Annotated in this window: 24 protein-coding genes; 14 read left to right on the forward strand and 10 right to left on the reverse strand. The window is 62.1% G+C overall.

The window, feature by feature from the left end:
- The first annotated feature begins 3 nt into the window (after positions 1-3).
- The 7 genes from IP85_RS01635 (at position 4) to IP85_RS01665 (ending at position 7,439) form a co-directional block, all read left to right on the forward strand.
- Positions 4-822 carry a MurR/RpiR family transcriptional regulator gene (locus tag IP85_RS01635; protein ID WP_054147906.1) on the forward strand — a complete coding sequence of 273 codons (819 nt, stop codon included), beginning with the start codon at positions 4-6 and terminating at the stop codon, positions 820-822.
- Positions 823-942: 120 nt separating this feature from the next.
- Positions 943-2,871: a 5-dehydro-2-deoxygluconokinase gene (iolC, locus tag IP85_RS01640; RefSeq protein ID WP_054147907.1), complete on the forward strand. Its 1,929-nt coding sequence runs from the start codon at positions 943-945 to the stop codon at positions 2,869-2,871.
- Positions 2,868-4,688, forward strand: coding sequence for a 3D-(3,5/4)-trihydroxycyclohexane-1,2-dione acylhydrolase (decyclizing) (gene iolD, locus IP85_RS01645; RefSeq protein ID WP_054147908.1), 1,821 nt, complete (start codon positions 2,868-2,870; stop codon positions 4,686-4,688). Before iolC ends, iolD begins: the two co-directional genes overlap by 4 nt.
- A 2-nt stretch (positions 4,689-4,690) precedes the next feature.
- Positions 4,691-5,584, forward strand: coding sequence for a myo-inosose-2 dehydratase (gene iolE / locus IP85_RS01650; protein WP_054147909.1), 894 nt, complete (start codon positions 4,691-4,693; stop codon positions 5,582-5,584).
- Between the two features lie 105 nt (positions 5,585-5,689).
- Positions 5,690-5,956, forward strand: a complete 267-nt coding sequence (locus tag IP85_RS01655) for a hypothetical protein (protein ID WP_082347545.1) — start codon at positions 5,690-5,692, stop codon at positions 5,954-5,956.
- A gap of 24 nt (positions 5,957-5,980) precedes the next feature.
- Positions 5,981-6,790 carry a 5-deoxy-glucuronate isomerase gene (iolB, locus tag IP85_RS01660; RefSeq protein WP_054147911.1) on the forward strand — a complete coding sequence of 270 codons (810 nt, stop codon included), beginning with the start codon at positions 5,981-5,983 and terminating at the stop codon, positions 6,788-6,790.
- Between the two features lie 118 nt (positions 6,791-6,908).
- Positions 6,909-7,439: a DUF3833 family protein gene (locus tag IP85_RS01665; protein WP_197277973.1), complete on the forward strand. Its 531-nt coding sequence runs from the start codon at positions 6,909-6,911 to the stop codon at positions 7,437-7,439.
- A 3-nt stretch (positions 7,440-7,442) separates the two neighbouring features.
- On the opposite strand, the gene IP85_RS01670 is transcribed toward IP85_RS01665, so the two are convergent.
- Genes IP85_RS01670 through IP85_RS01680 form a run of 3 tightly spaced genes read right to left on the reverse strand, consistent with a single transcriptional unit; the run spans position 7,443 to position 10,845 of the window.
- Entirely contained in the window at positions 7,443-8,657 is a 1,215-nt protein-coding gene (locus IP85_RS01670) for a TIGR03862 family flavoprotein (RefSeq protein WP_054147913.1), read from the reverse strand.
- Between the two features lie 6 nt (positions 8,658-8,663).
- Complete coding sequence (locus IP85_RS01675; RefSeq protein ID WP_054147914.1) at positions 8,664-9,839, reverse strand: aminotransferase; 1,176 nt, start codon at positions 9,837-9,839, stop codon at positions 8,664-8,666.
- 19 nt (positions 9,840-9,858) lie between these two features.
- Entirely contained in the window at positions 9,859-10,845 is a 987-nt protein-coding gene (locus tag IP85_RS01680; protein WP_054147915.1) for a LysR substrate-binding domain-containing protein, read from the reverse strand.
- 163 nt (positions 10,846-11,008) lie between these two features.
- Here IP85_RS01680 and speB point away from each other — a divergent pair, with 163 nt between their 5' ends.
- From speB to IP85_RS01715, 7 genes are all read left to right on the forward strand, one after another.
- Positions 11,009-12,064: an agmatinase gene (gene speB, locus IP85_RS01685; RefSeq protein ID WP_054147916.1), complete on the forward strand. Its 1,056-nt coding sequence runs from the start codon at positions 11,009-11,011 to the stop codon at positions 12,062-12,064.
- 167 nt (positions 12,065-12,231) lie between these two features.
- On the forward strand, positions 12,232-13,242 hold the full coding sequence (locus IP85_RS01690) for an ABC transporter substrate-binding protein (protein ID WP_245280791.1): 1,011 nt from the start codon (positions 12,232-12,234) through the stop codon (positions 13,240-13,242).
- A gap of 220 nt (positions 13,243-13,462) precedes the next feature.
- Positions 13,463-13,702, forward strand: a complete 240-nt coding sequence (locus IP85_RS01695; RefSeq protein ID WP_054147918.1) for a type II toxin-antitoxin system prevent-host-death family antitoxin — start codon at positions 13,463-13,465, stop codon at positions 13,700-13,702.
- The gene (locus IP85_RS01700; RefSeq protein WP_054147919.1) at positions 13,699-14,133 is read left to right on the forward strand and encodes a type II toxin-antitoxin system VapC family toxin; all 435 of its coding nucleotides are present in this window, start codon (positions 13,699-13,701) and stop codon (positions 14,131-14,133) included. Before IP85_RS01695 ends, IP85_RS01700 begins: the two co-directional genes overlap by 4 nt.
- Positions 14,134-14,158: 25 nt before the next feature.
- The gene (locus IP85_RS01705) at positions 14,159-15,193 is read left to right on the forward strand and encodes an ABC transporter ATP-binding protein (RefSeq protein ID WP_054147920.1); all 1,035 of its coding nucleotides are present in this window, start codon (positions 14,159-14,161) and stop codon (positions 15,191-15,193) included.
- Positions 15,190-16,044: an ABC transporter permease gene (locus IP85_RS01710; RefSeq protein ID WP_054147921.1), complete on the forward strand. Its 855-nt coding sequence runs from the start codon at positions 15,190-15,192 to the stop codon at positions 16,042-16,044. The genes IP85_RS01705 and IP85_RS01710 overlap by 4 nt, the downstream gene beginning before the upstream one ends.
- Positions 16,041-16,841, forward strand: a complete 801-nt coding sequence (locus IP85_RS01715) for an ABC transporter permease (RefSeq protein ID WP_054147922.1) — start codon at positions 16,041-16,043, stop codon at positions 16,839-16,841. The genes IP85_RS01710 and IP85_RS01715 overlap by 4 nt, the downstream gene beginning before the upstream one ends.
- A gap of 10 nt (positions 16,842-16,851) precedes the next feature.
- On the opposite strand, the gene IP85_RS01720 is transcribed toward IP85_RS01715, so the two are convergent.
- From IP85_RS01720 to IP85_RS01750, 7 genes are all read right to left on the reverse strand, one after another.
- On the reverse strand, positions 16,852-18,447 hold the full coding sequence (locus tag IP85_RS01720) for a GMC family oxidoreductase N-terminal domain-containing protein (protein WP_054147923.1): 1,596 nt from the start codon (positions 18,445-18,447) through the stop codon (positions 16,852-16,854).
- A gap of 26 nt (positions 18,448-18,473) precedes the next feature.
- Positions 18,474-20,609: a methylmalonyl-CoA mutase gene (gene scpA / locus IP85_RS01725; protein WP_054147924.1), complete on the reverse strand. Its 2,136-nt coding sequence runs from the start codon at positions 20,607-20,609 to the stop codon at positions 18,474-18,476.
- 187 nt (positions 20,610-20,796) lie between these two features.
- The gene (locus IP85_RS01730) at positions 20,797-22,806 is read right to left on the reverse strand and encodes an acetyl/propionyl/methylcrotonyl-CoA carboxylase subunit alpha (RefSeq protein ID WP_054147925.1); all 2,010 of its coding nucleotides are present in this window, start codon (positions 22,804-22,806) and stop codon (positions 20,797-20,799) included.
- 68 nt (positions 22,807-22,874) lie between these two features.
- Positions 22,875-23,288 (reverse strand): hypothetical protein, encoded by a 414-nt coding sequence (locus IP85_RS01735; RefSeq protein ID WP_054147926.1) that lies wholly within the window; start codon positions 23,286-23,288, stop codon positions 22,875-22,877.
- Between the two features lie 4 nt (positions 23,289-23,292).
- Positions 23,293-23,670: a hypothetical protein gene (locus IP85_RS01740; protein WP_054147927.1), complete on the reverse strand. Its 378-nt coding sequence runs from the start codon at positions 23,668-23,670 to the stop codon at positions 23,293-23,295.
- A gap of 10 nt (positions 23,671-23,680) precedes the next feature.
- Positions 23,681-24,595: a glutathione-dependent disulfide-bond oxidoreductase gene (gene yghU, locus IP85_RS01745; protein ID WP_054147928.1), complete on the reverse strand. Its 915-nt coding sequence runs from the start codon at positions 24,593-24,595 to the stop codon at positions 23,681-23,683.
- Between the two features lie 90 nt (positions 24,596-24,685).
- A complete protein-coding gene (locus tag IP85_RS01750) occupies positions 24,686-26,218 on the reverse strand; it encodes an acyl-CoA carboxylase subunit beta (protein WP_054147929.1) in 1,533 nt (510 codons plus the stop codon).
- Positions 26,219-26,347: the final 129 nt, after the last annotated feature.

Raw genomic sequence — 26,347 nt, forward strand, 5'->3', positions numbered from 1 at the left:
CGAATGAACGAAATCGGCGGACCGCAGACGATCAAGGACTTTGAAGATCGGCTGCTGGAAGTTTCCGGCAGCCTGCCCAAGCGGCTCAAGCAATGCGCCGACTATGTCGCCGCCAACAAGGATCGCATTGCGGTCTCTACCGTCGCCGAGATGGCGGAAGGGGCGGGCGTGCAGCCTTCGGCCTTCATGCGCTTCTGCCAGATCATGGGCTTCACAGGCTTTTCGGAGATGCAGAAGCTGTTTCGCGAAAGCTTCGTCGGCGGCTGGCCGGATTATTCGACGCGCCTGCAGCACTTAAGGGAAAAGGCCGAGGGATCGCCCTCCGCCCTTCTCGCCGAATTTGTCGAGGCGGGGCGGCTTTCTCTCGAAAATCTCGTCAAAACCGTTGATCCGCAGGCAATGGAGGTGGCGGTCAGGCAGCTTTCCGAAGCGCGCATGATCCACATCATCGGTCTGCGCCGCTCCTTTCCGGTGGCAAGTTACATGGCCTATGCCTTCGAGAAGATGGGTGTACCGGCGATGCTGCACAGTGTGGTCGGTCGGCTCGACAACCATCATGCGATCCAGGCGGGTGATGCGCTGCTCGCCGTCACCTTTTCTCCCTATTCCGCCGAAACGCTTGAGCTGGTCGAGCAGGTGCGCGCGCGCGGCGTTCCGGTCATTGCGGTCACCGATACGGTGGTCAGTCCACTGCGCCGCATGGGGGCTACTCTGCTCTCCGTTTCGGAAGTCGACTTTGGTGCGTTCCGGTCGCTGTCGGCCACGCTCTGTCTGGCGATCACGCTTTCCGTCGCCGTCGGGACTGCGCGACAGGAAGCCTGAATGTCCGTATTGAAATTCTGAAAAATAGAATTTATAGTCCATTTTTAGACATGGCCGTTCCAAATCGTGGAGTGGTTTCGAGGCGGGGCGCTAGATCCCGCATCACAGGGAGGACATCGCTTGGCTTCGCTCGATCTGATCACGATCGGCCGCTCTTCCGTGGACCTTTATGGGGCCCAGGTCGGCGGTCGGCTGGAGGACATGGCCTCCTTCAACAAGTATATCGGCGGATCGCCGACCAATATTGCAGCCGGTACGGCCCGTCTTGGCCTCAAGTCGGCGCTGATCACGCGCGTCGGCGACGAGCATATGGGCCGCTTCATCCGCGAACAGCTGGTGCGCGAGGGCGTCGATGTCCGGGGCGTCAAGACGGACAAGGAGCGGCTGACCGCGCTTGTCTTGCTCGGTATTCGCGACGAACACCAGTTCCCGCTGATCTTCTACCGCGAGAACTGTGCCGACATGGCGCTGTCGGAAGAGGATATCGATCCGGATTTCATCGCCGAGGCGCGCTGCGTCTGTGCGACCGGCACGCATCTGTCGCATCCGCGCACGGAAGCTGCCGTGCTCAAGGCGCTGAAGATCGCCCGCGAAAAGGGCGGTCTGACGGCGCTTGACATCGACTACCGCCCGAACCTCTGGGGTCTTGCCGGCCATGGCGATGGCGAAAGCCGCTTTGTCGAGTCCGCTCAGGTCACCGCGAAGCTGCAGTCGACGCTGCATCTCTTCAACCTGATCGTCGGCACCGAAGAGGAATTCCACATTGCCGGCGGCTCGACCGATACGATCGAGGCGCTGAAGGCTGTCCGCAAGGTCTCCTCGGCAACGCTCGTCTGCAAACGTGGCCCGATGGGCGCCGTGGTCTTTGACGGTGCGATCCCTGATAGTCTCGATGCCGGCCAGACCGGCCAGGGTTTTCCGATCGAGGTTTTCAATGTGCTGGGCGCCGGCGATGGCTTCATGTCGGGGCTGCTGAAGGGCTGGCTCACCGGCCAGGACTGGCCGACCAGCCTGAAGTTCGCCAATGCCTGCGGCGCCTTTGCCGTCTCGCGCCACGGCTGCACGCCGGCCTATCCGAGCTGGGATGAGCTGCAGTATTTCTTCCGCACTGGCATCCAGAACAAGGCGCTGCGCAAGGACGAGGCCCTGGAGCAGGTGCACTGGTCGACCAACCGCAAGAATGACTGGTCGACGATGCGGGTCTTTGCCTTCGATCATCGCATGCAGCTCGAAGCCATGGCGAAGGAAACAGGCGTCTCGGACGAGAAGATCGGCGCCTTCAAGAACCTTTGCCTCGATGCGGCGCTGAAGGTCTCCGACGGCAATTCCGGTTACGGCCTGCTCTGCGACAGCCGTCTCGGTCGCGATGCGCTCTACCGCGCTGCCGGCACGGGGTTGTGGATCGGTCGTCCCGTCGAATGGCCGGGTTCGCGTCCGCTGACGCTGGAGCCGGAAATCGGTCCGGATTTCGGTGGTCTGGTCGAATGGCCTGTCGATCATGTGGTGAAGGTGCTCGCCTTCTATCACCCCGATGATACGCCCGAAATGAAGGCGGAGCAGGAGCAGACGGTGCTCAGGCTCTTCCATGCCGCCCGCCGCAATCGGCTCGAATTTCTGCTCGAGGTCATCCCCTCCAAGGTCGGCGCCTGCGATGACGAGACGGTGGCCAAGATCATCGAGCGTTTCTACGAAATCGGCGTCTATCCCGACTGGTGGAAGCTGGAGCCGATGAAGACCACGGCGTCCTGGGCCAATGCCTGCGACGCCATCGAACGCAATGACCCGAACACGCGCGGCATCGTGGTGCTCGGCCTTGATGCGCCGCAGGCGGAGCTTGAGGAGAGCTTCCAGCTTGCTGCCGGCTTCGATCTGGTCAAAGGTTTCGCCGTCGGCCGCACCATCTTCGGTGACGCCGCCCGCAAGTGGCTCGCCGGCAGCATCAATGACGCCCAGGCCGTGGAGGACATGGCGGCCCGTTACCAGAGCCTCTGCGCGATCTGGGATGCGGCACGCCAAAAGGCGGTTTCCGCCAAGGGAGGAAAAGCATGAAGACGATCCGGCTGACCGCCGCCCAGGCGATGGTGCGCTACCTCGCCAACCAGATGAACGAGGATGGTGTCCCTTACATTGCCGGCATGTGGGCGATCTTCGGTCATGGCAATGTCGCCGGTCTCGGCGAAGCGCTCTATGGCATCCGCGAGGAACTGCCGACCTATCGCGGCCAGAACGAGCAGTCGATGGCGCATGCGGCGATCGCCTATGCCAAGCAGCTCGGCCGTCGCCGCGCCATGGCGGTGACCTCCTCCATCGGCCCTGGCGCGCTCAACATGGTGACGGCTGCGGCACTCGCGCATGTCAACCGCCTGCCGGTGCTCTTCATCCCCGGCGATGTCTTTGCCAATCGCGGCCCGGATCCGGTTCTGCAGCAGATCGAGGATTTCGGCGACGGCACGATGTCGGCGAATGACTGCTTCCGCCCTGTCAGCCGCTATTTCGACCGGATCATGCGGCCGGAACAACTCCTGACCGCGCTGCCGCGCGCCATGCGCACGCTGACTGATCCCGCCGATTGCGGTCCTGTGACGCTTGCCTTCTGCCAGGATGTCCAGGCCGAGGCCTATGACTATCCGGAGAGCTTCTTTGCAAGCAAGACCTGGCGCTTCCGTCGTCCGGAGCCGGATGTCGTGGAATTCGAAGCGGCGGTTGCAGCACTCAAGGCTGCGAAAAACCCTGTCATCGTCGCGGGTGGCGGCGTGCATTTTGCAGGCGCCACCGACACGCTGAAGGCCTTTGTCGAAAAGCACCAGATCCCAGTGGTCGAGACGCAGGCCGGCAAGTCGGCGCTTGCCTGGGATCATGGTCTGAACTTCGGCCCTGTCGGTGTCACCGGTGCCGAAAGCGCCAATGTCGTTTCCGAAAAGGCCGACCTCGTCATCGGTGTCGGCACCCGCTTCCAGGATTTCACCACGGGCTCCTGGGCGCTGTTCAAGAACCCTGACCGTAAGATCCTGGCGCTCAACGTGCAGGCTTACGACAGCGCCAAGCATGATGCGATCCCGCTGGTGGCGGATGCCAAGATCGGCCTCGAAAAGCTCTCGGCGGCGCTCGGCGATCACACGTATGCCGCACCCGATGCCGGTCTCAAGGCCTCCTGGTTCGCCAAGGCGGATGCCGTGACGGCAGCACCCACGGACAGCAATTCGCTGCCGACCGACATGCAGGTGATCGGTGCCGTGCAGCGTGCCTCGCGCGACAATACGGTCGTCATGTGCGCCGCCGGCACAATGCCGGGCGAATTGCATCAGCTGTGGAAGTCGAAGCTGCCGCTCTCCTATCACATGGAATACGGCTTCTCCTGCATGGGCTACGAGATCGCTGGCGGCCTCGGCATCAAGATGGCCGAACCCGATCGCGACGTCATCGTCATGGTCGGCGACGGCTCCTACATGATGATGAATTCGGAACTGGCAACCGCTGTCGGCATGGGCGTGAAGATCACGCTCGTGATCACCGACAACAGGGGCTACGGCTGCATCAACCGGCTGCAGATGGGCACCGGCGGCGCGCAGTTCAACAATCTCTACGCTCATACGAATGTCAGCCCGATCGGCATCGATTTTGCTGCCCACGCCGCGTCGATGGGCGCGCGCTCCCAGAAGGTGTCGTCGATCTCAGAGCTGGAAACAGCCCTCGATGCCGCCCGCGAGGCGACCGAGACGACGGTCATCGTCATCGATACCGATCCTTATCCGACCACCGGGGCCGGCGGCTACTGGTGGGATGTCGCGGTGCCGGAAGTCTCGGCCCGCGCCGAAGTCAATCAAGCCCGCGTTGCCTATGAAGCGGCTCTGAAGGAAAGAACCTGATCATGATCCTTTTCGGAACCAACCCGATCGCCTGGTCGAACGACGACGACCGCCGCCTCGGCGCCCATATCAGCCTCGAACAGTGCCTGGACGAAACCGCCAAGATCGGCTTCGACGGCATCGAGAAGGGCCACAAGCTGCCGACCGATCCGGCCGGACTGAAGTCGGTTCTCGAGCCGCGCGGCCTGAAATTCGTGTCCGGCTGGCATTCGCTGAACCTGCTCACCAACACGATCGAGGAAGAAAAGGCCGCCATGCAGCCCTTCCTCGATGTGCTGAAGGCCATGGGCTGCAAGGTCATCATCGTCTGCGAAACCTCGAACGCCATCCATGGCGCCGACGACACGGCCCTTGCCGACCGTCCGGTTCTGTCCGATGCCGAATGGCCCAAGTTCGGCGCCGGCGTCGAGGCGCTGGCCGAATTCTCGGCGAGCCAAGGCATCTCGCTCGTCTACCACCACCACATGGGCACGGTGGTCGAGACCGAAGCCGAGATCGACAAGCTCATGGAGCATACGGGCCCGCATGCCAAGCTGCTGCTCGACACCGGCCATTGCTATTTCGGCGGCGGCAATCCGGAAGCGATTGCGAAAAAATACATGCAACGCGTCGGGCATATCCACGCGAAGAATGTCCGCCCCGTCATCGCCGATCAGGTGCGTAACGAAAAACTCTCCTTCCTCGAAGGCGTGCGTCGCGGCGTGTTCACCGTTCCCGGCGATAGCGAAGGCGGCGTGAACTTCCCGCCGGTGCTGAAGATCGCGGCCGAGCATGGTTATGAGGGCTGGATCGTCATCGAGGCCGAGCAGGATCCGGATGTGCGCAATCCCCTAGAGTATCAGAGCCTCGGCCTGAAATCGCTCAAGGGCTTCGCCAAGGATGCCGGCCTGATCTGAATTGAACACGGGGCGGGGGCTTAATCTTCGCCCCGTGTTTTGACAGCAGGCGGATTTGGGCTCTATTGCATGCGACCCACTCACAAGACTGCCGGGAGCAAAGCCTTGAAGTTCCAGATCCTCGATCCGACTCATCCCTTCTTCAAGCCGCTTTATCGCCGCATCCTCTGCGTCGTGCTGCCGCTGGCCTGGTCCGGGGTGGAGTATTCGAACGGTGCGACCGGCTGGGCGATGGTCTTTATCGTGGCCGGGCTTTATGCCGGCTACGAACTGCTGTTCATGTATGATCACACGATGAAAAAGGCCGAAGCCAAGGCAGAGGCCGAACGGGCGCGGATTGCAGCCGAAGCCGAACGGGCTGACGCCGACTGAGCATAAAATCACGGGAGACGAGGAATGGCCGATCTGTTGCGCAAGCCTTCGGGCACATCCGGCAAAGTGCATGACATTACCCCCGCCAGTGCCGGCTGGGGCTATGTCGGCTTCGGGCTCTACCATCTAAAGGCGGGCGAAAGCGCTGGCGAGCAGACGGGTGAGACGGAGGTCATTCTCGTGCTCGTCGAAGGCAAGGCTGAGATCTCTGGTGGAGGCAAGGCGTTCGGTGAACTCGGCCAGCGCATGTCGGTGTTCGAGAAGACCCCGCCGCATTGTGCCTACGTGCCTGCCGGCAGCGATTGGTCGGCCAAGGCCACCACTGACTGCGTGCTCGCCATCTGCACGGCACCTGCCATGCCCGGCCGCGAGGCACAGCAGATCGGGCCTGAGGGCATTTCGCTGGTCGATCGCGGCAAGGGCGCCAACACGCGCCATATCTACCCGATCGCCATGGAAGATCGCGATGTGGCCGACAGCTTGCTGGTGACCGAAGTCTTCACGCCGTCCGGCAACTGGTCGTCCTATCCGCCGCACCGGCATGACGAGGACAATTTCCCGGAGATGACCTATCTCGAGGAGACCTATTACCACCGCCTCAACCCGGCTCAAGGCTTCGGTTTCCAGCGTGTCTTCACAGAGGACGGCTCGCTGGACGAAACCATGGCGGTGTCTGATGGGGATGTGGTGCTGGTGCCTAGGGGGCATCACCCCTGCGGCGTGCCGCATGGCTACGAGATGTATTATCTCAACGTCATGGCCGGCCCCTTGCGCAAATGGCGTTTCCAGAATCATCCTGACCACGACTGGATCTATCAGCGCGATAACGGCTGAATTCGTTTGAGGCGGTGCCTGGGCTGCCTTCACGAATATGTTTGCCGTGCCGGGCAAAATCCGGCCGTCCATCCGGTGCGTAGTGGTTTGCACAACGCCAATGATGGAGACGCCAATCATGCCGAAGCTCACTTTCGCCCTTGTCGGGCTCGCCATGAGCCTGCTGCCCACCGCTGGTCAGGCGGCGGACAAGTTCACGTTCGAGGACTACTTCGTCGGTCGCACGGAAGCGGTCGGTTCCTTCCGCGCGATCAATGGCGTCAAACGGACTTTTACGGTGGATCTGACCGGAAACTGGGACGGCAAGACGCTGACGTTGCGCGAAGACTTCGTCTTCGACGACGGCACCAAGGACCGCAAGACCTGGCGCTTCACCAAGACCAGCCCCAACACCTATAGCGGCACCCGCGAGGACGTGATCGGCGAGACCAAAGTGACGCTCAACGGGGCAGTCGCTCGGTTCAACTATCTCGTCTATCTGAGCCCGGAAACCCAGGGCAACAAGGTCCGCTTCTGGGACAAGATGGTGCTGCGCGAGGATGGAACGGTGCTGAACACGGCGCTGGTCACAAAATTCGGCATCCCGGTCGCCAAGACCACTGTCGAGTTCAGGAAGCCGGGTTCCTCGCACAAGACGGCAAGCCGCTGAGGGTCAGTCGTTTGGTGTCTCCAGCCAGCGGTTGATGCCATCTGCCGCAGCAATCCCTGTCGCGAAACAGGCGGTTAGCAGGTAGCCGCCCGTCGGCGCCTCCCAGTCGAGCATTTCGCCGGCAACGAAAGTGCCGGGGCGTGATGTCAGCATGAAGTGCGCGTCGATTGCGTTAAATGAGACGCCCCCTGCCGTCGAGATTGCCTCGGCAATCGGACGCGGGCGCTTGACGGCGAGCGGCAGGGCCTTGATGCGTTTTGCCAGTTCGGTGAGGTCGAGCCGGTTGGCCTCAGGGGTGACCTCTCTGATCAGCGCGATCTTCACGCCGTCGAGATTGGCGGCCTTCTTCAGGCGGGTAGAGAAACTTGCCTTGCGGTCCTGACGCGCGAAGTCCGTCGCCAGCTTCTCGGTCGTGCGCCCCGGCGTGAGATCGAGGATAAGCTCGGCATGGCCATCCCGGTCGAGCGCGTCCCTCAGCGCTGCCGAATGGGCATAGATCAGGCTGCCTTCGATGCCGCCCTTGCTGATGACGAATTCACCCTGGGTGGTGCCCGTTGCCGAGGTGGCCTTCACCGATTTCACCGGTTGGCCAGAGAAGCGCGTGTTGAAGCTTTCCGAGAAATCGCAATCAAAACCGCAATTGGCCGGGCGGAGCTGTGTGATATCGACACCTTCTGCTTCCAGCAGTGGTACCCAGGCCGCATCTGAACCGAGCTTCGGCCAGCTCGCGCCACCAAGGGCGAGGAGTGTGGCGTCGGCGATCACGTGCTTCTGACCCTCTGGTGTTTCGAAAAGCAGGGCATCTCCGTCGAAACCCGTCCAGCGGTGACGGGTGAGGATGGTCACGCCCGTCGCTTCCAGTCGCTTCAGCCAGGCGCGCAACAGGGGCGAGGCCTTCATCACTTTCGGGAAGACGCGGCCGGAAGAGCCGACGAAGGTTTCCGTGCCGAGATCGTCTGCCCAGACCCGGATGGCTTCCGGCGTCATCAGGTCGAGCACGGAGCGTAAGCGGTCATTCGCCGCACCATAGCGGGTGACGAAGCGCGCATAGTCTTCGGCATGGGTGATGTTCAGTCCTGATTTTCCGGCAAGCAGGAACTTGCGGCCGACCGTCGGCATGGCGTCGTAGACGGTGACGACATGGCCGTTGCCGGCGAGATGTTCCGCCGCCATCAGGCCCGCCGGGCCACCGCCGATGATCGCCACACTCTTCTTCATCCGTGATCAGTCCAGCTTGAAGGTCGAAAGACGGGAGACCAGACCTTCGATCGTTGCGCTGTCGGCATTGGCGAAGGCGAAGCGCAGGTAGTCCTGGCAATCGTCGCCGAAATAGGCTCCGGGAATGCAGAGCACGCCGGCCTTCTTCGCCAGCCTTTCCGCCACATAAGCAGAGTCCTGGCCCGCAAAGGGATGGCGGATGAAGGCGAAATAGGCGCCGAGCGAGTCCATCTTCCAGACGGGAAGTTTGGCCATCACGCCCTTCAGCGTTTCGGCGCGGTGCAAGATCTCGATGCGGTTGTCGTCACGCCAGGCCTTCAGCGCCGGGATCGCCTTTGCGACGGCCGCCTGCGGTGCACGAGGCGCGCAGATCTGCAGGTTGTCCATGACCTTGGCGATTTCCGAGACGGCACGCGCGCCGGCGGTGATCGCGCCAAGCCGATGGCCGGGAATGCAGAAGGATTTGGAGAAGGAGTAAAGGAGAATGAGGTTTTCTTCCCAGCCTTCGACCGAGAACAGATCATGCGGGCGGCCTTCGCCGGGGAGGAAGTCGCGATAGGTCTCGTCGAGAATGAGGAAAGCACCGGCCTTGCGGCAGGCCTCGAAGGCCTGGCGCAGCAGGTCCGCCGGATAGATGGCGCCCGTCGGGTTGTTCGGTGACACCAGTGCCACGGCTTTGACGCCCTTCGCCAGGACCGCTTCGATGCCTTCGATGGTGGGCACGAAGCCGGTGGCCGGATCGAGCGGAATGAGCTCGCGGCGAATGCCCATCATCGCCAGCGTGGTTTCCTGGTTGAAGTAGAAGGGATCCGTCAGCGCCACCGCATCGCCGCTTCCCGCAATCGCTGAGACTGTTGCCATGAAGGCCTGGTTGCAGCCTGCCGTGATGTGGATGTTCTCGGCCGTAACCGGCGCACCATAAACGGCCGAAACCTCTGCCGCATAGGCCTCGCGCAGCGGCCCTTCGCCTTCGATCGGGCCGTAGCCGGCGTTCGCCCGGGCGGAAGCGGCCTCGGCCAGCCAGGCGAAGAGATCGGGATGCGGCGGATAGCCGGGCACGGCCTGGCTCAAGTCGATCATCGGGCCGCTCGCGCCGTCATAGGCGCGCGCCCAGGCAAAGACCGAGGGAACGGGCGGGGCCGAGAGATCTGCAACGAGCGGATTGAAGGGGGCGGCGGGCATGTCTCTGTCCTCGGTGTTATCAGCTCTCTTCCGAGAGCACGGCAGTGGTGTTGGTGTTGCGCTTACGGGTCGAGGGCAGACCTCGTCCCGAAGGGCGGCTTGCCGGGCGCGGCTGGGCGGCGCGCTCGGTCTCGATCATGTCGAAGATCCAGTCGATGAAGACCTTGGCGATGGGGGCCGCGCGCACATCATTGCGAGCCGCGACATAGAAGGCATCCGGTGCTGGCACTGCGAGATCGAAGGGGATCACGAGTTCGCCGGCTGCAATCAGGCTGGACGCCGTGATGCTGTCACCGAGCGCCACGCCTTGGCCGAAACGGGCAGCCTCGGTCGAGAGCCGCGCATCGCCCATGAAGTGTTCTCTAGCCTTTGGCATATCGAGTTCGTCGGCGGCTGCAAGCCAGCTTCGCCATTCGCGGCCGTCATCGCCATGCAGCAGCACGTGGTCGCGCAGATCGCGGGTCGAGCGCAGCGGCCGCGTGTTGAGCAGGGTTGGGCTGACGACGGGGAAGAGCTCGAAGGTGCTCCAGAGCCTTGTCCAGCAATCCTTCCAGCCGCCCGCGCCATAAAGGATCGCGATGTCGATGTCTGGCGAATAGATCAGGCTGGAATCATTGCTGGAGGTCAGCGTCAGGCTGATTTCCGGATAGCGATCGACGAAGGAGCCGAGGCGGGGCACCAGCCAGAGCGAGAGTAGCGCTGGCACGCAGGAGATGCGCAGGCTGCCGCTGGTCGAGGGGCGGTTCATCAAGGCGGTGGCCGCGGCAATGCCGTCGAAGGCCTGGGTGACGGCCGGCAGCAACAGGGCGCCCTGGGGCGTCAGTTTCAGCCGCTTGCCGCCGCGCTCGAAAAGAGCCGTTTTGAGCGTTTCTTCCAGGCTACGGATCTGATGCGATATCGCGCCATGTGTCACACTCAGCTCCCGCGCAGCAGCCGAGATAGAGCCGCGGCGAGCGGCGGCCTCGAAGGCGCGAAGGGGGTTAAGCGGGGGCAGGCGGCTTGCCATGACGGGTTCAGCATCCGTGAATTTTTCTCACATCGATTGCTATAACATCGTGAATTGATTTTCCAAGTCTGTTGCGGGCTAATGCTCACAATAAAGGCATGCCAAGATCGTGCCGCAAAAATGGACGATGAACTGCTCATCGTTCACTAACAGGGAACGCCAGATGACTTTCGATGAAAAGCGCCTTGCGGCGCTGCGCGAGAAATACGGAAACGACAAAGCCGGCGAGATCTTCGATCCGAAGTTTGCCAAGGTAGGCGAGAAGATCTTCTCGAACGGTACGCGTGCTGCCCCTTATGCCGGCGTGCCGACTTTCGTGTCCGCACCCTATCGCCAGGTTGACCAGCGCAATCCGGATGTCAGCGATCTCGATGTCGCGATCGTCGGCGTGCCCATGGATCTTGGCGTCACCAACCGTCCGGGATCGCGCTTCGGGCCCCGAGCTCTGCGGGCGATCGACCGTATAGGCCCCTACAACCATGTTCTCGAATGCGCCCCGGTCTTCGATCTCAAGGTCGCCGATATCGGTGACGTGCCCTTTTCCAGCCGCTATCGCCTGGAGATGAGCCATGACGATATCGAGGCCTATCATACCAAGCTGGTCAGCCAAGGCGTGCTGCCGCTTTCCGTCGGCGGTGACCATTCGATTACCCATCCAATCATGAAGGCGATTGCCAAGAAGCATGGCCCCGTCGGCATGATCCACATCGATGCCCATTGCGACACGGGTGGCGCTTTCGACCAGACGAAATTCCACCATGGTGGCCCGTTCCGCAACGCGGTGCTGGACGGCGTGCTCGATCCTGTCAGAACGATCCAGATCGGCATTCGAGGACCTGCGGAATATCTCTGGGAGTTCTCCTACGAGTCCGGCATGACCGTTATTCATGCTGAGGAGATCAATGGTCTGGGCATTCCCGCGATCATCGAAAAGGCCAAGGCCGTTATCGGCGATGGCCCAACCTACCTCTCTTTCGATATCGATAGCCTCGATCCGAGCGTGGCACCCGGCACCGGTACGCCGGAAGTGGGCGGCCTGACATCGCGCGAAGCGCTGGAGCTGATCCGCGGCTTCAAGGGTGTGAACCTTGTTGGCGGCGATGTGGTGGAAGTCGCGCCGCAATATGACGCAAACCACAATACCGCGCATGTCGGCGCACAAATCCTCTTCGAAATCCTCAGCCTGATGGTCTACAGTCCGGCCATCAAGGGGCACTGAGGGTCGATATCCCGGACGGCTCCTGCCGTCCGGCAACGGATGCAGACGAACGGGCGAACACGCCTCAACCACAACAAGGGAACAGGACCATGAAAGACATTCTCTCCACTTCCGTCAGCCGCCGCGGCGTGCTCGCCGGCTCGGCCGCCGTTGCCGGCGCTCTCGCCATGCCGTCGATCCTGCGCGCCCAGGACAAGTCGATCAAGATCGGCGTCTATGGCGGCTACTTCAAGGATTCGTTCGACAAGAACATCTTCCCTGAATTCACCAAGGCGACCGGCATTGCCGTCGAATCCATCGCGGAGCCGACGGGTGAAGCCTGGCTCGTGCAGCTGGAACAGGCCGCCAAGGCTGGCCAGGCACCGGCTGACCTTTCGATGATGTCGCAGGTTGCCATGCTCAAGGGCCAGGCGACCGAGCTCTGGGCGCCGATCGACATGGCGAAGATCAGCAATGCCTCGGGCCTGATCGACCGCTTCGTCAACAAGTATCCGGATGGACGCGTGGCCGGCGTCGGCGCTGTCGCCTGGTACATCACGCTCGTCACCAACACCGATGTCTATAAGGACGCTCCGACCTCCTGGGAAGCGCTGTGGGATCCGGCAAATGCCGACAAGCTCGGTCTGCTCGCGCTCGTCTCCAACTCCTTCCTGCTGGAAGTGACCGCCAAGACCTATCTCGGCGGCACCAATGCCCTCGACACCGAGGAAGGCATCCTGAAGGCGTTGGAGAAGCTTGCGGAAGTGAAGCCGAACGTGCGCCTCTGGTACCGTGACGAAGCCCAGTTCGAGCAGTCGCTGAAGTCGGGCGAAATCCCGATGGGTCAGTATTACCACGATGTCACGGGCCTTGCCGCTGCCGACGGCCAGCCGGTTCGCTCGACCTTCCCGAAGGAAGGTGGCATTCAGGACTCAGGCTGCTGGGCCCTGTCGCGCGCTTCGGCCAAGACCGAGGAAGCACATGTCTTCATCGATTACATGTGCCAGCCGTCCATCCAGGCGACCCTGTCGCGCAAGGTCGGCACGGCCCCGACGGTCAAGCGCGAACTGCTCGACCTGACCGATGCCGAATTCGCCTCGGTCTCCTCGGATATCGAGCCGATCACGCCGCGCTACGACCTCTACCAGACCAAGTCGGACTGGCTGAACCAGAAGTGGACAGAACTGATCGTCGGTTGATTTTGCAGGGCGGTTGCCCCTCACGCGCCCTGAGCCTGTCGAAGGGCCGTCTCCTTCTCCCCGCAGGCGGGGAGAAGGAGACGGCGGCTCGCTCAGCGCCAACATTTCCTCTCCCCCGCTTGCGGGGAGAGGGTAAGGTGAGGTGCGTTTGCGTTAGGATTTTGATGCATCTCCACGCCCGTGATAGGAATACGGTATGCATCTTAGCGGAGACAACCTCATGGCAACGGTCAGCGTGCGCGATGTGAATACCGATCTTTCCGAACTGGTGGATGAGGTGATCAAGGGCGGCAGCGTGACGATCACGCGCGACGGCAAGCCGGTGGCGACGCTGGTGGCGGTGGAGAGTGCTGCTGAACAGGAACCAAAGCACAACTTCCTGGAGCACCTGATGGCCTTTCCAGAGCCGGGTATGGTTTTTGAACGCAATCCCTCCCGTGGACGAGACGTCGATCTTTGACCGGGTATCTCATCGACACCAACGCGTTGTCGCTGCTTTCCAACAGCAAGGCATCGCCGCAATTCATTGACTGGCTTCAGGCGCAACAGCGAAAGAACGCTTTGTATGCCTCGACGATCACGCTTCAGGAGATCGAAAAGGGTATCGTGAAGCTTGAGCGTGTGAAGGGTGGCAGCCTTGATAAAGCACGGCGTCTCCGCGATTGGATCGACATCGTGATGGCAGATTTCCAGGATCGGTTTCTGCCTGTTGATGTTGAGGTCGCGCTCGTGGCTGGAAAGCTTGAAGGCGCAATGCTAGCGCGAGGGCTGAATATCGAACTCGCCGACATTCTCATCGCCGCAACGGCGCAAACCCACGGCCTCACAGTCGTAACCGCCAATATCCGAGACTTCGAGCCCCTGGGCGTCGACTGTCTCGCACCGTTTTGAACAACATTCGTCTGATTGGAAGTCCATGTCCGGCCTCGCTCTCAATTCCATCACCAAGCAGTTCGGTCCCTTCACGGCGGTCGATCAGGTCCAGCTCTCGGTCCCGCACGGCACCTTCGTTTGCCTGCTCGGTCCCTCCGGCTGCGGCAAGACCACGCTGCTCCGGATGATCGCCGGTCTCGACAGCCCGACCGATGGTGCGATTGTTCTCGATGGCCAGGACATTACCCAGGTGCCGACGCATAAGCGGGATCTCGGCATGGTCTTTCAGTCGCTGGCGCTTTTCCCGCATCTGACTGTCGGCGAGAACATCGCCTATCCCTTGCGCATCCGTGGCATCGGTCGTGAGGAGCAGGTGAAGCGCGTCGAGGAGTTGCTCGCGATGATTCACCTCACCGGTTATGCCGACCGCCCGGTGCACAAACTCTCCGGTGGCCAGCGGCAGCGCGTGGCGATTGCCCGGGCGCTCGCCATCTCGCCGAAACTCTTTTTGCTCGACGAGCCGCTGTCGGCGCTCGATGCCAAGCTGCGCGAAGCGATGCAGGTGGAGCTGCGCAAGCTGCAGCAGCAGCTGGGCATCACCACCATTGTGGTCACACATGACCAGCGCGAGGCGATGACCATGGCGGATACCGTCGTCGTCATGAATGGCGGCAAGATCCGTCAGGCGGCGAGCCCGATCGAGATCTATCGCAAGCCGGCCGATCGCTTCGTCGCCGATTTCATTGGGTCCACCAATCTCCTGCCGCTGGCGGCGCAGGGCGGTTCCACGCTGGTGCTCGGCCAGAGCGTCGCCGGAATTTCTGCACCGTCGGGACATGGGCAGGCCAGCCTCTCGGTTCGCCCCGAGGACGTGAAGCTCGCGGCCCCCGGCGAGGGTCGCATCACCGGCAAGGTCACCTTCATCCGCGATCTCGGGGGTACGATCGAGACCTTCCTCGATGTCGCAGGGACCGAAGTCGTCGCCGTCTCGACCCCGCGCGAACGGCCGGTCGTGACCGTCGGTCAGGATGTCGGCATCGTCATCGATCCCGAAACCGCCGTGGTGCTCTCAGCATGAGACGCGAGCCCCCGAAAACCGCGCTCGATTATGCGCCGCTGGCATTTCCCGCGGGCATGCTGATCCTGTTCTTCGTCGTGCCCTTCGCGACGATGATCGCCGTATCCTTCTTCAAGCGGGATCCGACCGGCTTCTATTCGCCCGATTTTGTCTTCGACAACTACGCCCGCTTTCTGTCGTTCTTCTTCGGGGGCGTGCTGAGCTTCTCGCTGATGCTGGCGATTGCCGTTGCCGTCGTCTGCGTGACGCTGGCGCTACCCTTCACCTATCTGCTCGCCCGCATGTCGCGCAAAGCACAGGTGCTGTGGCTCGTGGCGCTCCTCTCCATCCTGTCGCTTTCGGAGGTGATCATCGGTTTTGCGTGGTCGACACTGCTTTCGCGCACGGCCGGCATCACCAATCTGCTTGTGATGATCGGCTTGATGGAAAGCCCCGTGGCATTGATGCCGAATTTCGGCGCGGTGCTGACGGGCATGACCTATCAGGCGCTGCCCTATACGGTCCTCGTGCTCTATCCCGCTCTCGTCAGGCTGGACCCCACACTGACGGAAGCGGCGCGCACGCTTGGTGCCTCGCCGCTCCGCGCCTTCTTCACGGTGGTCGTGCCGGCATTGCGCAACACGCTGATTGCAACGCTGATCATGGTCTTCATCTTCGCGCTCGGCTCCTATCTCCTGCCGCAGATCCTCGGCCGGCCCTCGCATTGGACGCTGTCGGTGCTGATTACCGATCAGGCGATCTACCAGTCCAACATGCCGTTTGCGGCGGCGATGGCGGTGTTCCTCGTGCTGGTCACGCTTGGGATGGTCGCGCTGACGCTGCTCATCGGTCGAAAGGGAGAGGCGGCATGAACAAGGCACTGACCCGTCTCTACTTCACGCTCATCGGCATCTTCCTTGCTGCGCCCATCGTCGTGGTTGCTGGCGTTTCGGTGAATGCCAAGCAGAGCCTCAACTTCCCGCCGCAGGGATTTTCGCTCTCGTGGTATGGCGCGATCTTTACCGATCCCGGCTGGCGTGCGGCCCTCTTCGCCTCGGTCATCCTGGCGCTTTGCGCGGCTGCTCTCGCCGTCGCCATCGCGCTGCCGCTCGCCTGGTTCCTATGGCGGCGCCTCGCCCCTTGGGCGCAGGTGTTCCAGTTGCTCGGCATTGCCCCCTTCACGCTGCCGCCCGTCATCACGGCGCTGGGGCTTCTCACCTTCTGGGCGGCAACCGGTTTCTATGGCCAGCCCTGGACGGCCGTCATCAGCCACGCGATCTTTTTCGTGACGCTGCCCCTGGTGACGCTGTCGCTCGGGTTCTCGGCGATCGATCGCTCACTGGTCGAGGCAGCCGCCACCATGGGCGCCGACGACCGGACCATCTTCCGCACCGTCGTGCTGCCGCTGATCGCGCCCTATCTCGTCTCCGGCTATGCCTTTGCCTTCGTGCTCTCGCTCAACGAATACATCGTCGCCTATATGACGGTCGGTTTCGTGATGGAGACGCTGCCGATCAAGATTTTTAACGCGCTGCGCTACGGCTACACGCCGGTCATGGCTTCGGTAACGATCCTGTTCGTGGCGGTCGCGGCCATCATCTTCGGCCTCGTCGCCCGCTTCGGCGACCTGCCGAAACTGCTCGGGGCGAATGCGGACGATCGCAGCTGATGGACTGGTGTCAGCGGTGATCCTCCAGGATCATCGCAGCCGCCTTTTCGGCGATCATTAGGGTCGGAGAACTGGTATTGCCCGAGGTGATCGTCGGCATGACCGAGGCGTCGGCAATGCGCAGGCCCTTCAGTGCGCGTAGCCTCAGGCGCGGGTCCACCACGCTGTCAGGGTCCGCACCCATGCGGCAGGTGCCTACAGGGTGGAAGATCGTCGTGCCGATATCGCCCGCAGCCTTTTCCAGATCTGCATCACTTTCGAGCGCCGGTCCTGGGCGGTACTCCTCGGGACGATAGCGGGCGAAGGCTGGTTGAGCGGCGATCTGACGGGTAAGCCGGATCGAGCGGACTGCGACATCCCGGTCACCTGCCGTGGACAGATAGTTCGGCGCGATCTTCGGCTGGGCGGCGAAGTCGGGACCAGCAATATGAACCGAGCCGCGGCTTTCGGGTCTGAGATTGCAGACACTCGCCGTCATCGCCGGGAAGGGGTGGACGGGATCGCCGAACTTGTCGAGCGACACCGGCTGGACATGGTATTCTAAGTCCGCGGTCTCCTTGTCCGGGCCGGAACGGGTGAAGATGCCGAGCTGGCTCGGGGCCATCGACATCGGCCCTGAACGGCGCAGCGCATATTCCAGGCCGATCATCGCCTTGCCGTAGAGGCTGGAGGCGCGTTCGTTGAGGGTCGGCACGCCGGTTACCTTGAAGACGAGGCGGAGCTGCAGATGGTCTTGCAAATTTTCGCCGACCGTGGGCACCTCGCGAACAGTTTCGATCCCGGCATTCTGCAAGACCTCACCGCGGCCGATGCCGGAGAGTTCCAGGATCTGCGGAGAGCCGATGGCGCCGGCGGACAGTACCACCTCGCGGCGGGCGGCAAAGCGCTTCAACTCGCCGTCGTGATGCACCTCGGCGCCGGTCACGCGGTCGCCCTCGATCGTCAGCCGCTTCACATGAGCGCGGGTGAGGATCGTCAGGTTCTTGCGGTGCCGGATCGGTTTCAGAAAAGCCTTTGCCGTGTTCCAGCGAATGCCGGAGCGCTGGTTCACCTCGAAGAAGCCGGAGCCTTCGTTGTCGCCACGGTTGAAATCGTCGGTTTCCGGAATGCCCGCCTGCTTGGCTGCCTCGCGAAACGCTTCCAGTACGTCCCAGCGGAGACGGGCCTTCTCCACGCGCCATTCGCCGCCGGCGCCATGTTTGTCGTCGGCACCCTTGTGAAAGTCCTCGGTCTTTTTAAACAGGGGCAGGACGTCATCCCAGCCCCAGCCTTCACAGCCCATCTGGCGCCACTGGTCGTAGTCGCGGGCCTGGCCGCGCATATAGATCATACCGTTGATCGAGGAGCAGCCGCCCAGCACCTTACCACGAGGATAGCCGATCGCGCGACCGTTCAGCCCTGGCTCGGCTTGCGTCTTGAAGCACCAGTCGGTGCGCGGATTGTTGATGCAGTAGAGATAACCGACCGGGATGTGGATCCAGTGATAGTTGTCGCTGCCGCCGGCTTCGAGCAACAATACGCGCCTGGACGGATCGGCGGAGAGCCGGTTGGCCAGCAGGCAGCCGGCAGTACCGGCCCCGATGATGATGTAATCGTAGCTTTCCATGTTCCTCCCCGAGCGCTGCCTGCGTCTCAACTGTTTCGCAGGCGACCCTCCAGCAGGTCAAGCACGGAGCGGGCGGCATCCATGACATTCGTGCCCGGACCGAAGACGGCGGAGACACCATGCTCCAGCAGGAAGTCGTAGTCCTGGCGCGGAATGACTCCGCCGACGACCACGATCACGTCGTTCGCCCCCTTGGCCTTCAATGCCTCGACCAGCTGCGGCGCGAGCGTCTTGTGGCCGGCGGCTAGCGAGGACAGTCCAACCACGTGCACCCTGTTGGCGACGGCCAAGTCTGCTGCCTCGTCCGGCGTCTGGAAGAGTGGTCCTGCCACGACATCGAAGCCGATATCGCCAAAGGCGGATGCAATCACCTTGGCTCCTCGGTCATGGCCATCCTGGCCGAGCTTGGCGATCAAGATACGCGGCTTGGAGGCGGCCTTGCCGTAATCCTTGAGGCGGCTCGACAGCGTCTCCATTTCCGGATCGCCTTCGTAGGCCTTGCCGTAGATGTCATGCACGACTTCGGGAACGGCGACGTGATCGCCGAAAACGGCGCGCATGGCATCCGAAATTTCGCCGACCGTGGCGCGGGCGCGGGCGGCGTCGACGGCGGCTTCGAGGATATTGCCGTTCCCGCTCTTGGCGACGTCCGTCAGCCTCGCGAGCGTTTCGCTGACCCGCTTCGGATCGCGCTGCCGGCGTGTCTGCTCGATACGCTTGATCTGCGACAGGCGGACAGCCGAGTTGTCGATCTGCAGAATGTCGATCGGTTCCTCATTTTCGAGGCGGTATTTGTTGACGCCGACGATGACCTCCTCGGCACGGTCCACGGCGGCCTGGCGACGAGTCGCCGCCTCCTCGATCAGGCGCTTCGGCAAGCCGTCATCGACGGCCTTGGTCATGCCGCCCAGCCGCTCGATCTCCTCGATCAGGGCCCAGGCTTTTTCCGCCATGTCGTTGGTCAGGCTCTCGACATAATAGGAGCCGGCGAGGGGATCGACGACCTTGGTCACGCCCGTCTCGTGCTGCAGGATCAGCTGCGTGTTGCGGGCTATGCGGGCGGAAAATTCCGTCGGCAGTGCAATCGCCTCATCAAACGAGTTGGTGTGCAGCGATTGCGTACCGCCGAGCACGGCAGACATGGCCTCAAACGCTGTGCGGACGATGTTGTTATAGGGGTCCTGTTCGGCCAGCGACACGCCCGAGGTCTGGCAATGGGTGCGCAGCATCAGGCTGGATGCTTTCTTCGGCTCGAATTCCTGCATGATGCGGGTCCAGAGCAGGCGGGCGGCGCGGAGTTTCGCGGCCTCCATGAAGAAGTTCATGCCGATGGCAAAGAAGAAGGAGAGGCGGCCGGCGAATTCGTCGACATTCAGGCCCTTGGCGATGGCGGCGCGGACATATTCGCGACCATCGGCCAGCGTGAAGGCGAGCTCCTGCACCAGCGTCGCGCCCGCCTCCTGCATGTGGTAGCCGGAAATCGAGATCGAGTTGAACTTCGGCATCTCCTTCGCCGTGTATTCGATGATGTCGGCGATGATCCGCATCGAGGGTTCGGGCGGATAGATATAGGTGTTGCGGACCATGAACTCCTTGAGGATGTCGTTCTGGATGGTGCCCGAGAGCTTGTCGCGCGAGACACCCTGTTCCTCGCCGGTGACAATGAAATTGGCGAGGATCGGGATGACGGCGCCATTCATGGTCATCGAGACGGAGATGGCTTCGAGCGGGATGCCGTCGAACAGGATCTTCATGTCCTCGACGCTGTCGATCGCCACACCCGCCTTGCCGACATCGCCCTCGACGCGGGGATGATCCGAATCGTAACCGCGATGGGTGGCAAGATCGAAGGCGACGGAGACGCCCTGCTGACCGGCGAGAAGCGCCTTGCGGTAGAAGGCATTGCTCTCCTCCGCTGTCGAAAAACCGGCATATTGCCGGATCGTCCATGGACGGCCGGCATACATGGTCGCGCGCGGACCACGAGTGAAGGGGGCAAAGCCCGGCAGGCTGTCGAGATGGTCGATGCCGGCGATATCGTCTGCCGTGTAGAGCGGCTTGACATCGATACCCTCGGGCGTGTGCCAGGTGAGCGCGTCCGCCGGACGCTTCAATTCCTTCTCGGCAAGCGTCTGCCAGTCGGCGATGGTTTTCTTGGTCATCCGGTCTTCTCCCTGCTCCGCTTGGACTGCGGGCCGACGACTAGTATTCCTGTTTGCCCCTCACCCTGCCCTCTCCCCGCAAGCGGGGAGAGTTAGGTGCCAAGGGGTGCCATCTCGGCCTTCTCCCCGTTCACGGGGAGAAGGTGCCGGCAGGCGGATGAGGGGGCTTTCCCTTCGAAGGAAAACGTTACCCCTCGAACTCCATGATCAGCTCATCGACCGCCAGGCTTTGGCCCGGCTTGACGACGATCTTTTTGACCGTACCCCGGCGTTCGGCCTTGAGGATGTTCTCCATCTTCATCGCCTCGACGGTGGCGAGCGCCTGACCGGCCTCGACGGTCTCGCCTTCCTTGACAGCGACACCGGTGATGACACCCGGCATGGGGCAGAGCAGCATCTTGGACGTATCCGGCGGCAGCTTTTCCGGCATCAGCTTGGCGAGGGCTGCCACACGTGGCGAGCGGACGCGGGCGGTGACATCCATGCCGCGCCAGCGCAGCCGAATGGCGGGGCCTTTGAGGTCGACCTTCACCGCGAGCGTTTCGCCGCCGATGTCGACATGGGCGAGTGTCTGACCTGGCTGCCAGTCGGTGGCTACAACAAGCTCGTTGCCGGCTTCGAATGCGACGCGCGTGTTGCCGGTGCCTTCGGTGACGGCAAGGGCATGGTCGCCACCCGCCAGATTGACGACCCAGTCCTTGCCGAGCTTGCGGGTATGGTTGCCGATGGTGCCGGAGATCTGGATCGCGCGCGCCTGTAGGCGGTGGTTGATGACGGCGGCTATGGCGGCTAGCTTTTCCGCCGAGGTGGCATCCGGGGTCACGCCGGTGAAGCCGTCCTTGAACTCCTCGGCGATATAGGCCGTGGTGATCTTGCCGGAGCGGAAGCGATCCTGGTTCATCACTGCCGAGAGGAAGGGCAGGTTGTGGCCGATGCCTTCGACCTCGAAGCTGTCGAGCGCCTCACTCATGGCGTCAATCGCGGTCAGGCGATCAGGAGCCCAGGTGCAGAGCTTGGCGATCATCGGGTCGTAATACATCGAGATCTCGCCGCCCTCGAACACGCCGGTGTCGTTGCGAACAACCGTGCCTTCAGCGCTCGTTCCCTCTGCCGGCGGGCGGTAGCGGGAGAGGCGACCGATCGAGGGCAGGAAGTTGCGATAGGGGTCTTCGGCGTAAAGCCGGCTTTCGATCGCCCAGCCGTTCAGCTTCACGTCGTCCTGGCCGAAGCTGAGTTTCTCGCCCGCCGCGACACGGATCATCTGCTCGACGAGATCAAGGCCGGTCACCAGTTCAGTGACGGGATGCTCGACCTGGAGGCGGGTGTTCATCTCGAGGAAGTAGAACTTGTTCTGCTTGCCATCAACGATGAATTCGACAGTGCCGGCGGAGTGATAGCCAACAGCCTTGGCGAGCGCGACTGCCTGTTCGCCCATGGCCTTGCGGGTGGCGGCATCAAGGAAGGGCGAGGGGGCCTCTTCAATGACCTTCTGGTTTCGCCGCTGGATCGAGCATTCCCGTTCGCCAAGATAAAGCACGGTGCCGTGTTTGTCGCCGAGCACCTGGATCTCGATATGGCGCGGTTCGGTGACGAACTTCTCGATGAAGATGCGGTCGTCGCCGAACGAGTTCTTCGCCTCGTTCTTCGATGACTGGAAACCTTCGCGGGCTTCCTCGGCATTCCAGGCGATGCGCATACCCTTGCCGCCGCCGCCGGCAGAGGCCTTGATCATGACGGGATAACCGATCTGATCGGAGATCTTCACTGCCTCGTCGGCATCGGCAATCAGGCCCATATGGCCCGGCACCGTCGAGACGCCGGCTTCGGCGGCCAGCTTCTTCGAGGTGATCTTGTCGCCCATCGCCTGGATCGCGCCGACCGGCGGCCCGATGAAGGTCACGCCTGCCTTTTCCAGCGCCTCGGCAAAACCGGCGTTTTCCGAGAGGAATCCGTAGCCCGGATGCACCGCGTCGGCACCGGTCTGCCTGATCGCATCGAGGATCTTGTCGAGGACGATATAGGACTGGTTCGACGGTGCCGGACCGATATGCACCGCCTCATCGGCCATCTCGACATGCAGCGCATTGCGGTCGGCATCGGAATAGACGGCGACCGTCTTGATGCCGAGCTTCTTCGCGGTCTTGATGACCCGGCAGGCAATTTCGCCACGGTTGGCGATGAGGATTTTCTGGATCATTTATGTTCTCTCCCTGCCGTTTATCATCCGGACACAGCCGCCAGACGCTCAAGCGCCATATCTGCCGACTATTCCTGCACCTTCTTCTTCAAGCCCTTGGCCACGCTCTGCTCGTTCTTCACCTCGCCGAAGGCTTCCGGAAAATTCTTCCGGGCTAGCGCTTCGTTGATCTTCAGTTTGGCGAAATAGGATTGTGGATCAAAGCCGCGTTCGGCGGCGATGACTTCGCGGCCGAAGAGGCGGCAGAGGCGTTCGCCGTCGAGATTACCGCGCTCGAAGGGTTCGGTGCCGAAAAACTGCCAGAGCGCCTGCATGAAGCCGAGGTCGGCGAGTGCCACCGTCTGGTCCATGGTGCGGTGGCGCGGCCAGTTGGTGACGGGCGTCACCTTCGGGTTTGGCCGGCGGATCGTGTATTGCCATTGCGTTCCGGGCAATCCCAAGGGAAAGCCCTGGTGTTTCGGCATGAGCGGATCTTTTGCCATTGTCTTAAACCTCGAACACTTCTTCGAAGGATTCCGGGAAGCTCTTGCGCGCCACCCTCTCGTTTATGACAAGCATTTCGTCATAGGAATGAGGGTCGAAGTCCCTGTTGACGGCCACGACCTCGCGACCAAACAACAGGCTGAGGCGGGCTGCATCGAGATTGCCGCGGACGAATGGTTCTGCCCCGAACTGGTGCCAGAGCGCATGCAGAAAGGCAGCGTCGATCCGGTGCTCCTTCGTCCCTGGCCGCGCCTTGCGCGGCAGGGTCTTGATCGGGGTGACACCCTTGTCATTGGCGCGGCGAATGGTGAACTGCACACCGGTCCCCGGCATGCCGGATGGAAAACCCCGATGTTTGATCATGTCGGGCGCTTTGCTCATGGTTTTCTCCTCACGCCTGACCGGCCAGTTTGTCCTGCGTCTTCGTGTCGAAGTCGGAGGCGTCGTGGCGTTCATGCAGCTGTTCGGAGAGCGGGCCGGAGGTCTTGTTGACGATCGCGCCACGCTTCACACCCGGGCGGGCTGCGAGCTGTTTCGTCCAGCGCTGGACATGTTCGTATTCGTCGACCGACAGAAAAGTGCCGGCATCGTCATAGGCGCCGTGCAGGGCCAGACGTCCATACCAGGGCCAGATGGCCATATCGGCGATCGTGTAATCCTTGCCGGCCATGAACTCGTTGTTGGCGAGGTGGCGGTTCAGCACATCCATCTGGCGCTTGACCTCCATGGCGTAGCGGTCGATGGCATATTGGATCTTCATCGGCGCATAGGTGTAGAAATGGCCAAAGCCGCCGCCGAGGAAGGGGGCGGAGCCCATCTGCCAGAAGAGCCAGTTCAGCGATTCTGCGCGCGCGCGGGTTTCGGTCGGCAGGAAGGCGCCGAATTTCTCCGCGAGGTAGGTCATGATCGAGGCTGACTCGAACAGTCGGATCGGCTCTCCGCCGTCTTTCGGGGCGTGATCCATCAGCGCCGGGATCTTGGAATTCGGGTTGACCTCGACAAAGCCCGAACCGAACTGGTCGCCCTTGCCGATATTGATCAGCCAGGCATCGTATTCAGCACCTTCATGGCCTGATGCCAGCAGCTCCTCGAGCAGAATCGTCACCTTCTGGCCGTTCGGCGTGCCGAGCGAATAGAGCTGCAGCGGATGCTTGCCGACCGGGCGTTCCTTGTCATGCGTCGCGCCTGAAATCGGGCGGTTGATGCTGGCAAAGGCGCCGCCATTGCCGGGCTCCCAGGTCCAGACCTTCGGCGGCACATAGCCGGCGGGCAGGTTCTTCTCGGGCGGGAATTTTTCGTCGGTCATGAAATCGGATCCTTTCTCGGTCAAGCGCCTCGGGCGCGCCGAGAGGTATATAGGCCTTCGGTGTCGTCCTTGCCCACTCTCAATCGGTCGTCACAACGGGATCGTGTCGTGCTTTTTCCAATGCGTGCCGACCTGCTTGTTGCGGAGGCTAGCAAAAGCCTTGGCAATGCGGCGGCGCGACGAATGCGGCATGATCACCTCGTCGATGAAGCCGCGCTCCGCCGCCTTGAAGGGGTTGGCGAAGTTGACTTCGTACTCCCTAGTCCGCGCCGCTATCTTCTCGGCGTCGCCGAGTTCCGAGCGGTAGAGGATCTCGGTTGCCCCCTTGGCGCCCATCACGGCGATTTCGGCGGTCGGCCAGGCATAGTTGATATCGGCGCCGATATGTTTGGAGGCCATGACGTCATAGGCGCCGCCATAGGCCTTGCGGGTGATGAGGGTCACCATCGGCACGGTCGCCTGGCTATAGGCGAAGAGGAGCTTGGCGCCGTGCTTGATGACGCCGCCATATTCCTGGGCGGTGCCGGGCAGGAAGCCGGGCACGTCGACCAGCGTCAGGATCGGGATCGAGAAGGCATCGCAGAAGCGGACGAAGCGGGCGGCCTTGCGCGATGAATCGATGTCGAGGCAGCCGGCGAGCACCATTGGCTGGTTGGCGACGACGCCGACCGTCTGGCCTTCCATGCGGATAAAGCCGGTGATGATGTTCTTCGCAAAGGCTTCCTGGATCTCGAAGAAATCGCCCTCGTCGGCCAGCGCGTAGATCAGCTCCTTCATGTCATAGGGCTTGTTGGAACTGTCGGGGATCAGCGTGTCCAGCCGCATCTCGATGCGGGCGGGGTCGTCATGGAAGGGGCGGACCGGCGGCTTTTCGCGGTTGTTCAAGGGCAGGAAGTCGAAGAGCAGGCGGACCTGTTCCAATGCCTCCACGTCGTTCTCATAGGCGCCATCGGCGACGGAGGATTTTTTCGTGTGCGTCGAGGCGCCGCCCAGTTCTTCCGCCGTGACGATCTCGTTGGTGACGGTCTTCACCACGTCGGGGCCGGTGACGAACATGTAGGAACTGTCGCGCACCATGAAGATGAAATCGGTCATAGCAGGCGAATAGACCGCACCGCCGGCGCAGGGGCCCATGATCACGGAGATCTGCGGGATGACGCCTGACGCATCGACATTGCGCTTGAAGACGTCGGCATAGCCGGCGAGCGAAGCGACACCTTCCTGGATGCGGGCGCCGCCGGAATCGTTCAGGCCGATCACGGGCGCGCCCACCTTCATCGCCATATCCATGATCTTGCAGATCTTCTGGGCATGGGTTTCCGACAGCGAGCCGCCGAGCACGGTGAAATCCTGGGAGAAGACATAGACCTGGCGACCGTTGATCGTGCCCCAGCCGGTCACCACGCCATCGCCCGGCACCTTCTGTTCGGCCATGCCGAAATCCACGCAGCGGTGGGTGACATACATGTCGTATTCTTCGAAGGAGCCTTCGTCGAGCAGGACCTCGATGCGCTCGCGGGCGGTCAGCTTGCCCTTGCCGTGCTGGGCGGCGATGCGCTTTTCGCCGCCGCCGAGGCGGGCCTCGTCACGACGGGCTTCGAGCTGGTCCAGGATCGTCAGCATATGTCCTCCCGAATGATCTGTTTGGCTTTAAAGCCTTGTGTGACACCTATTCCACTGTGCCGCAGAAGAAAACGGTTGAACAGGTGCATCTGTGGATTTATGAATTTGCAAAGTGAAAATTGCGAATTT

Origin of the sequence: Rhizobium sp. AAP116, from assembly GCF_001295785.1 — a bacterium.
GTDB lineage: Bacteria > Pseudomonadota > Alphaproteobacteria > Rhizobiales > Rhizobiaceae > Allorhizobium.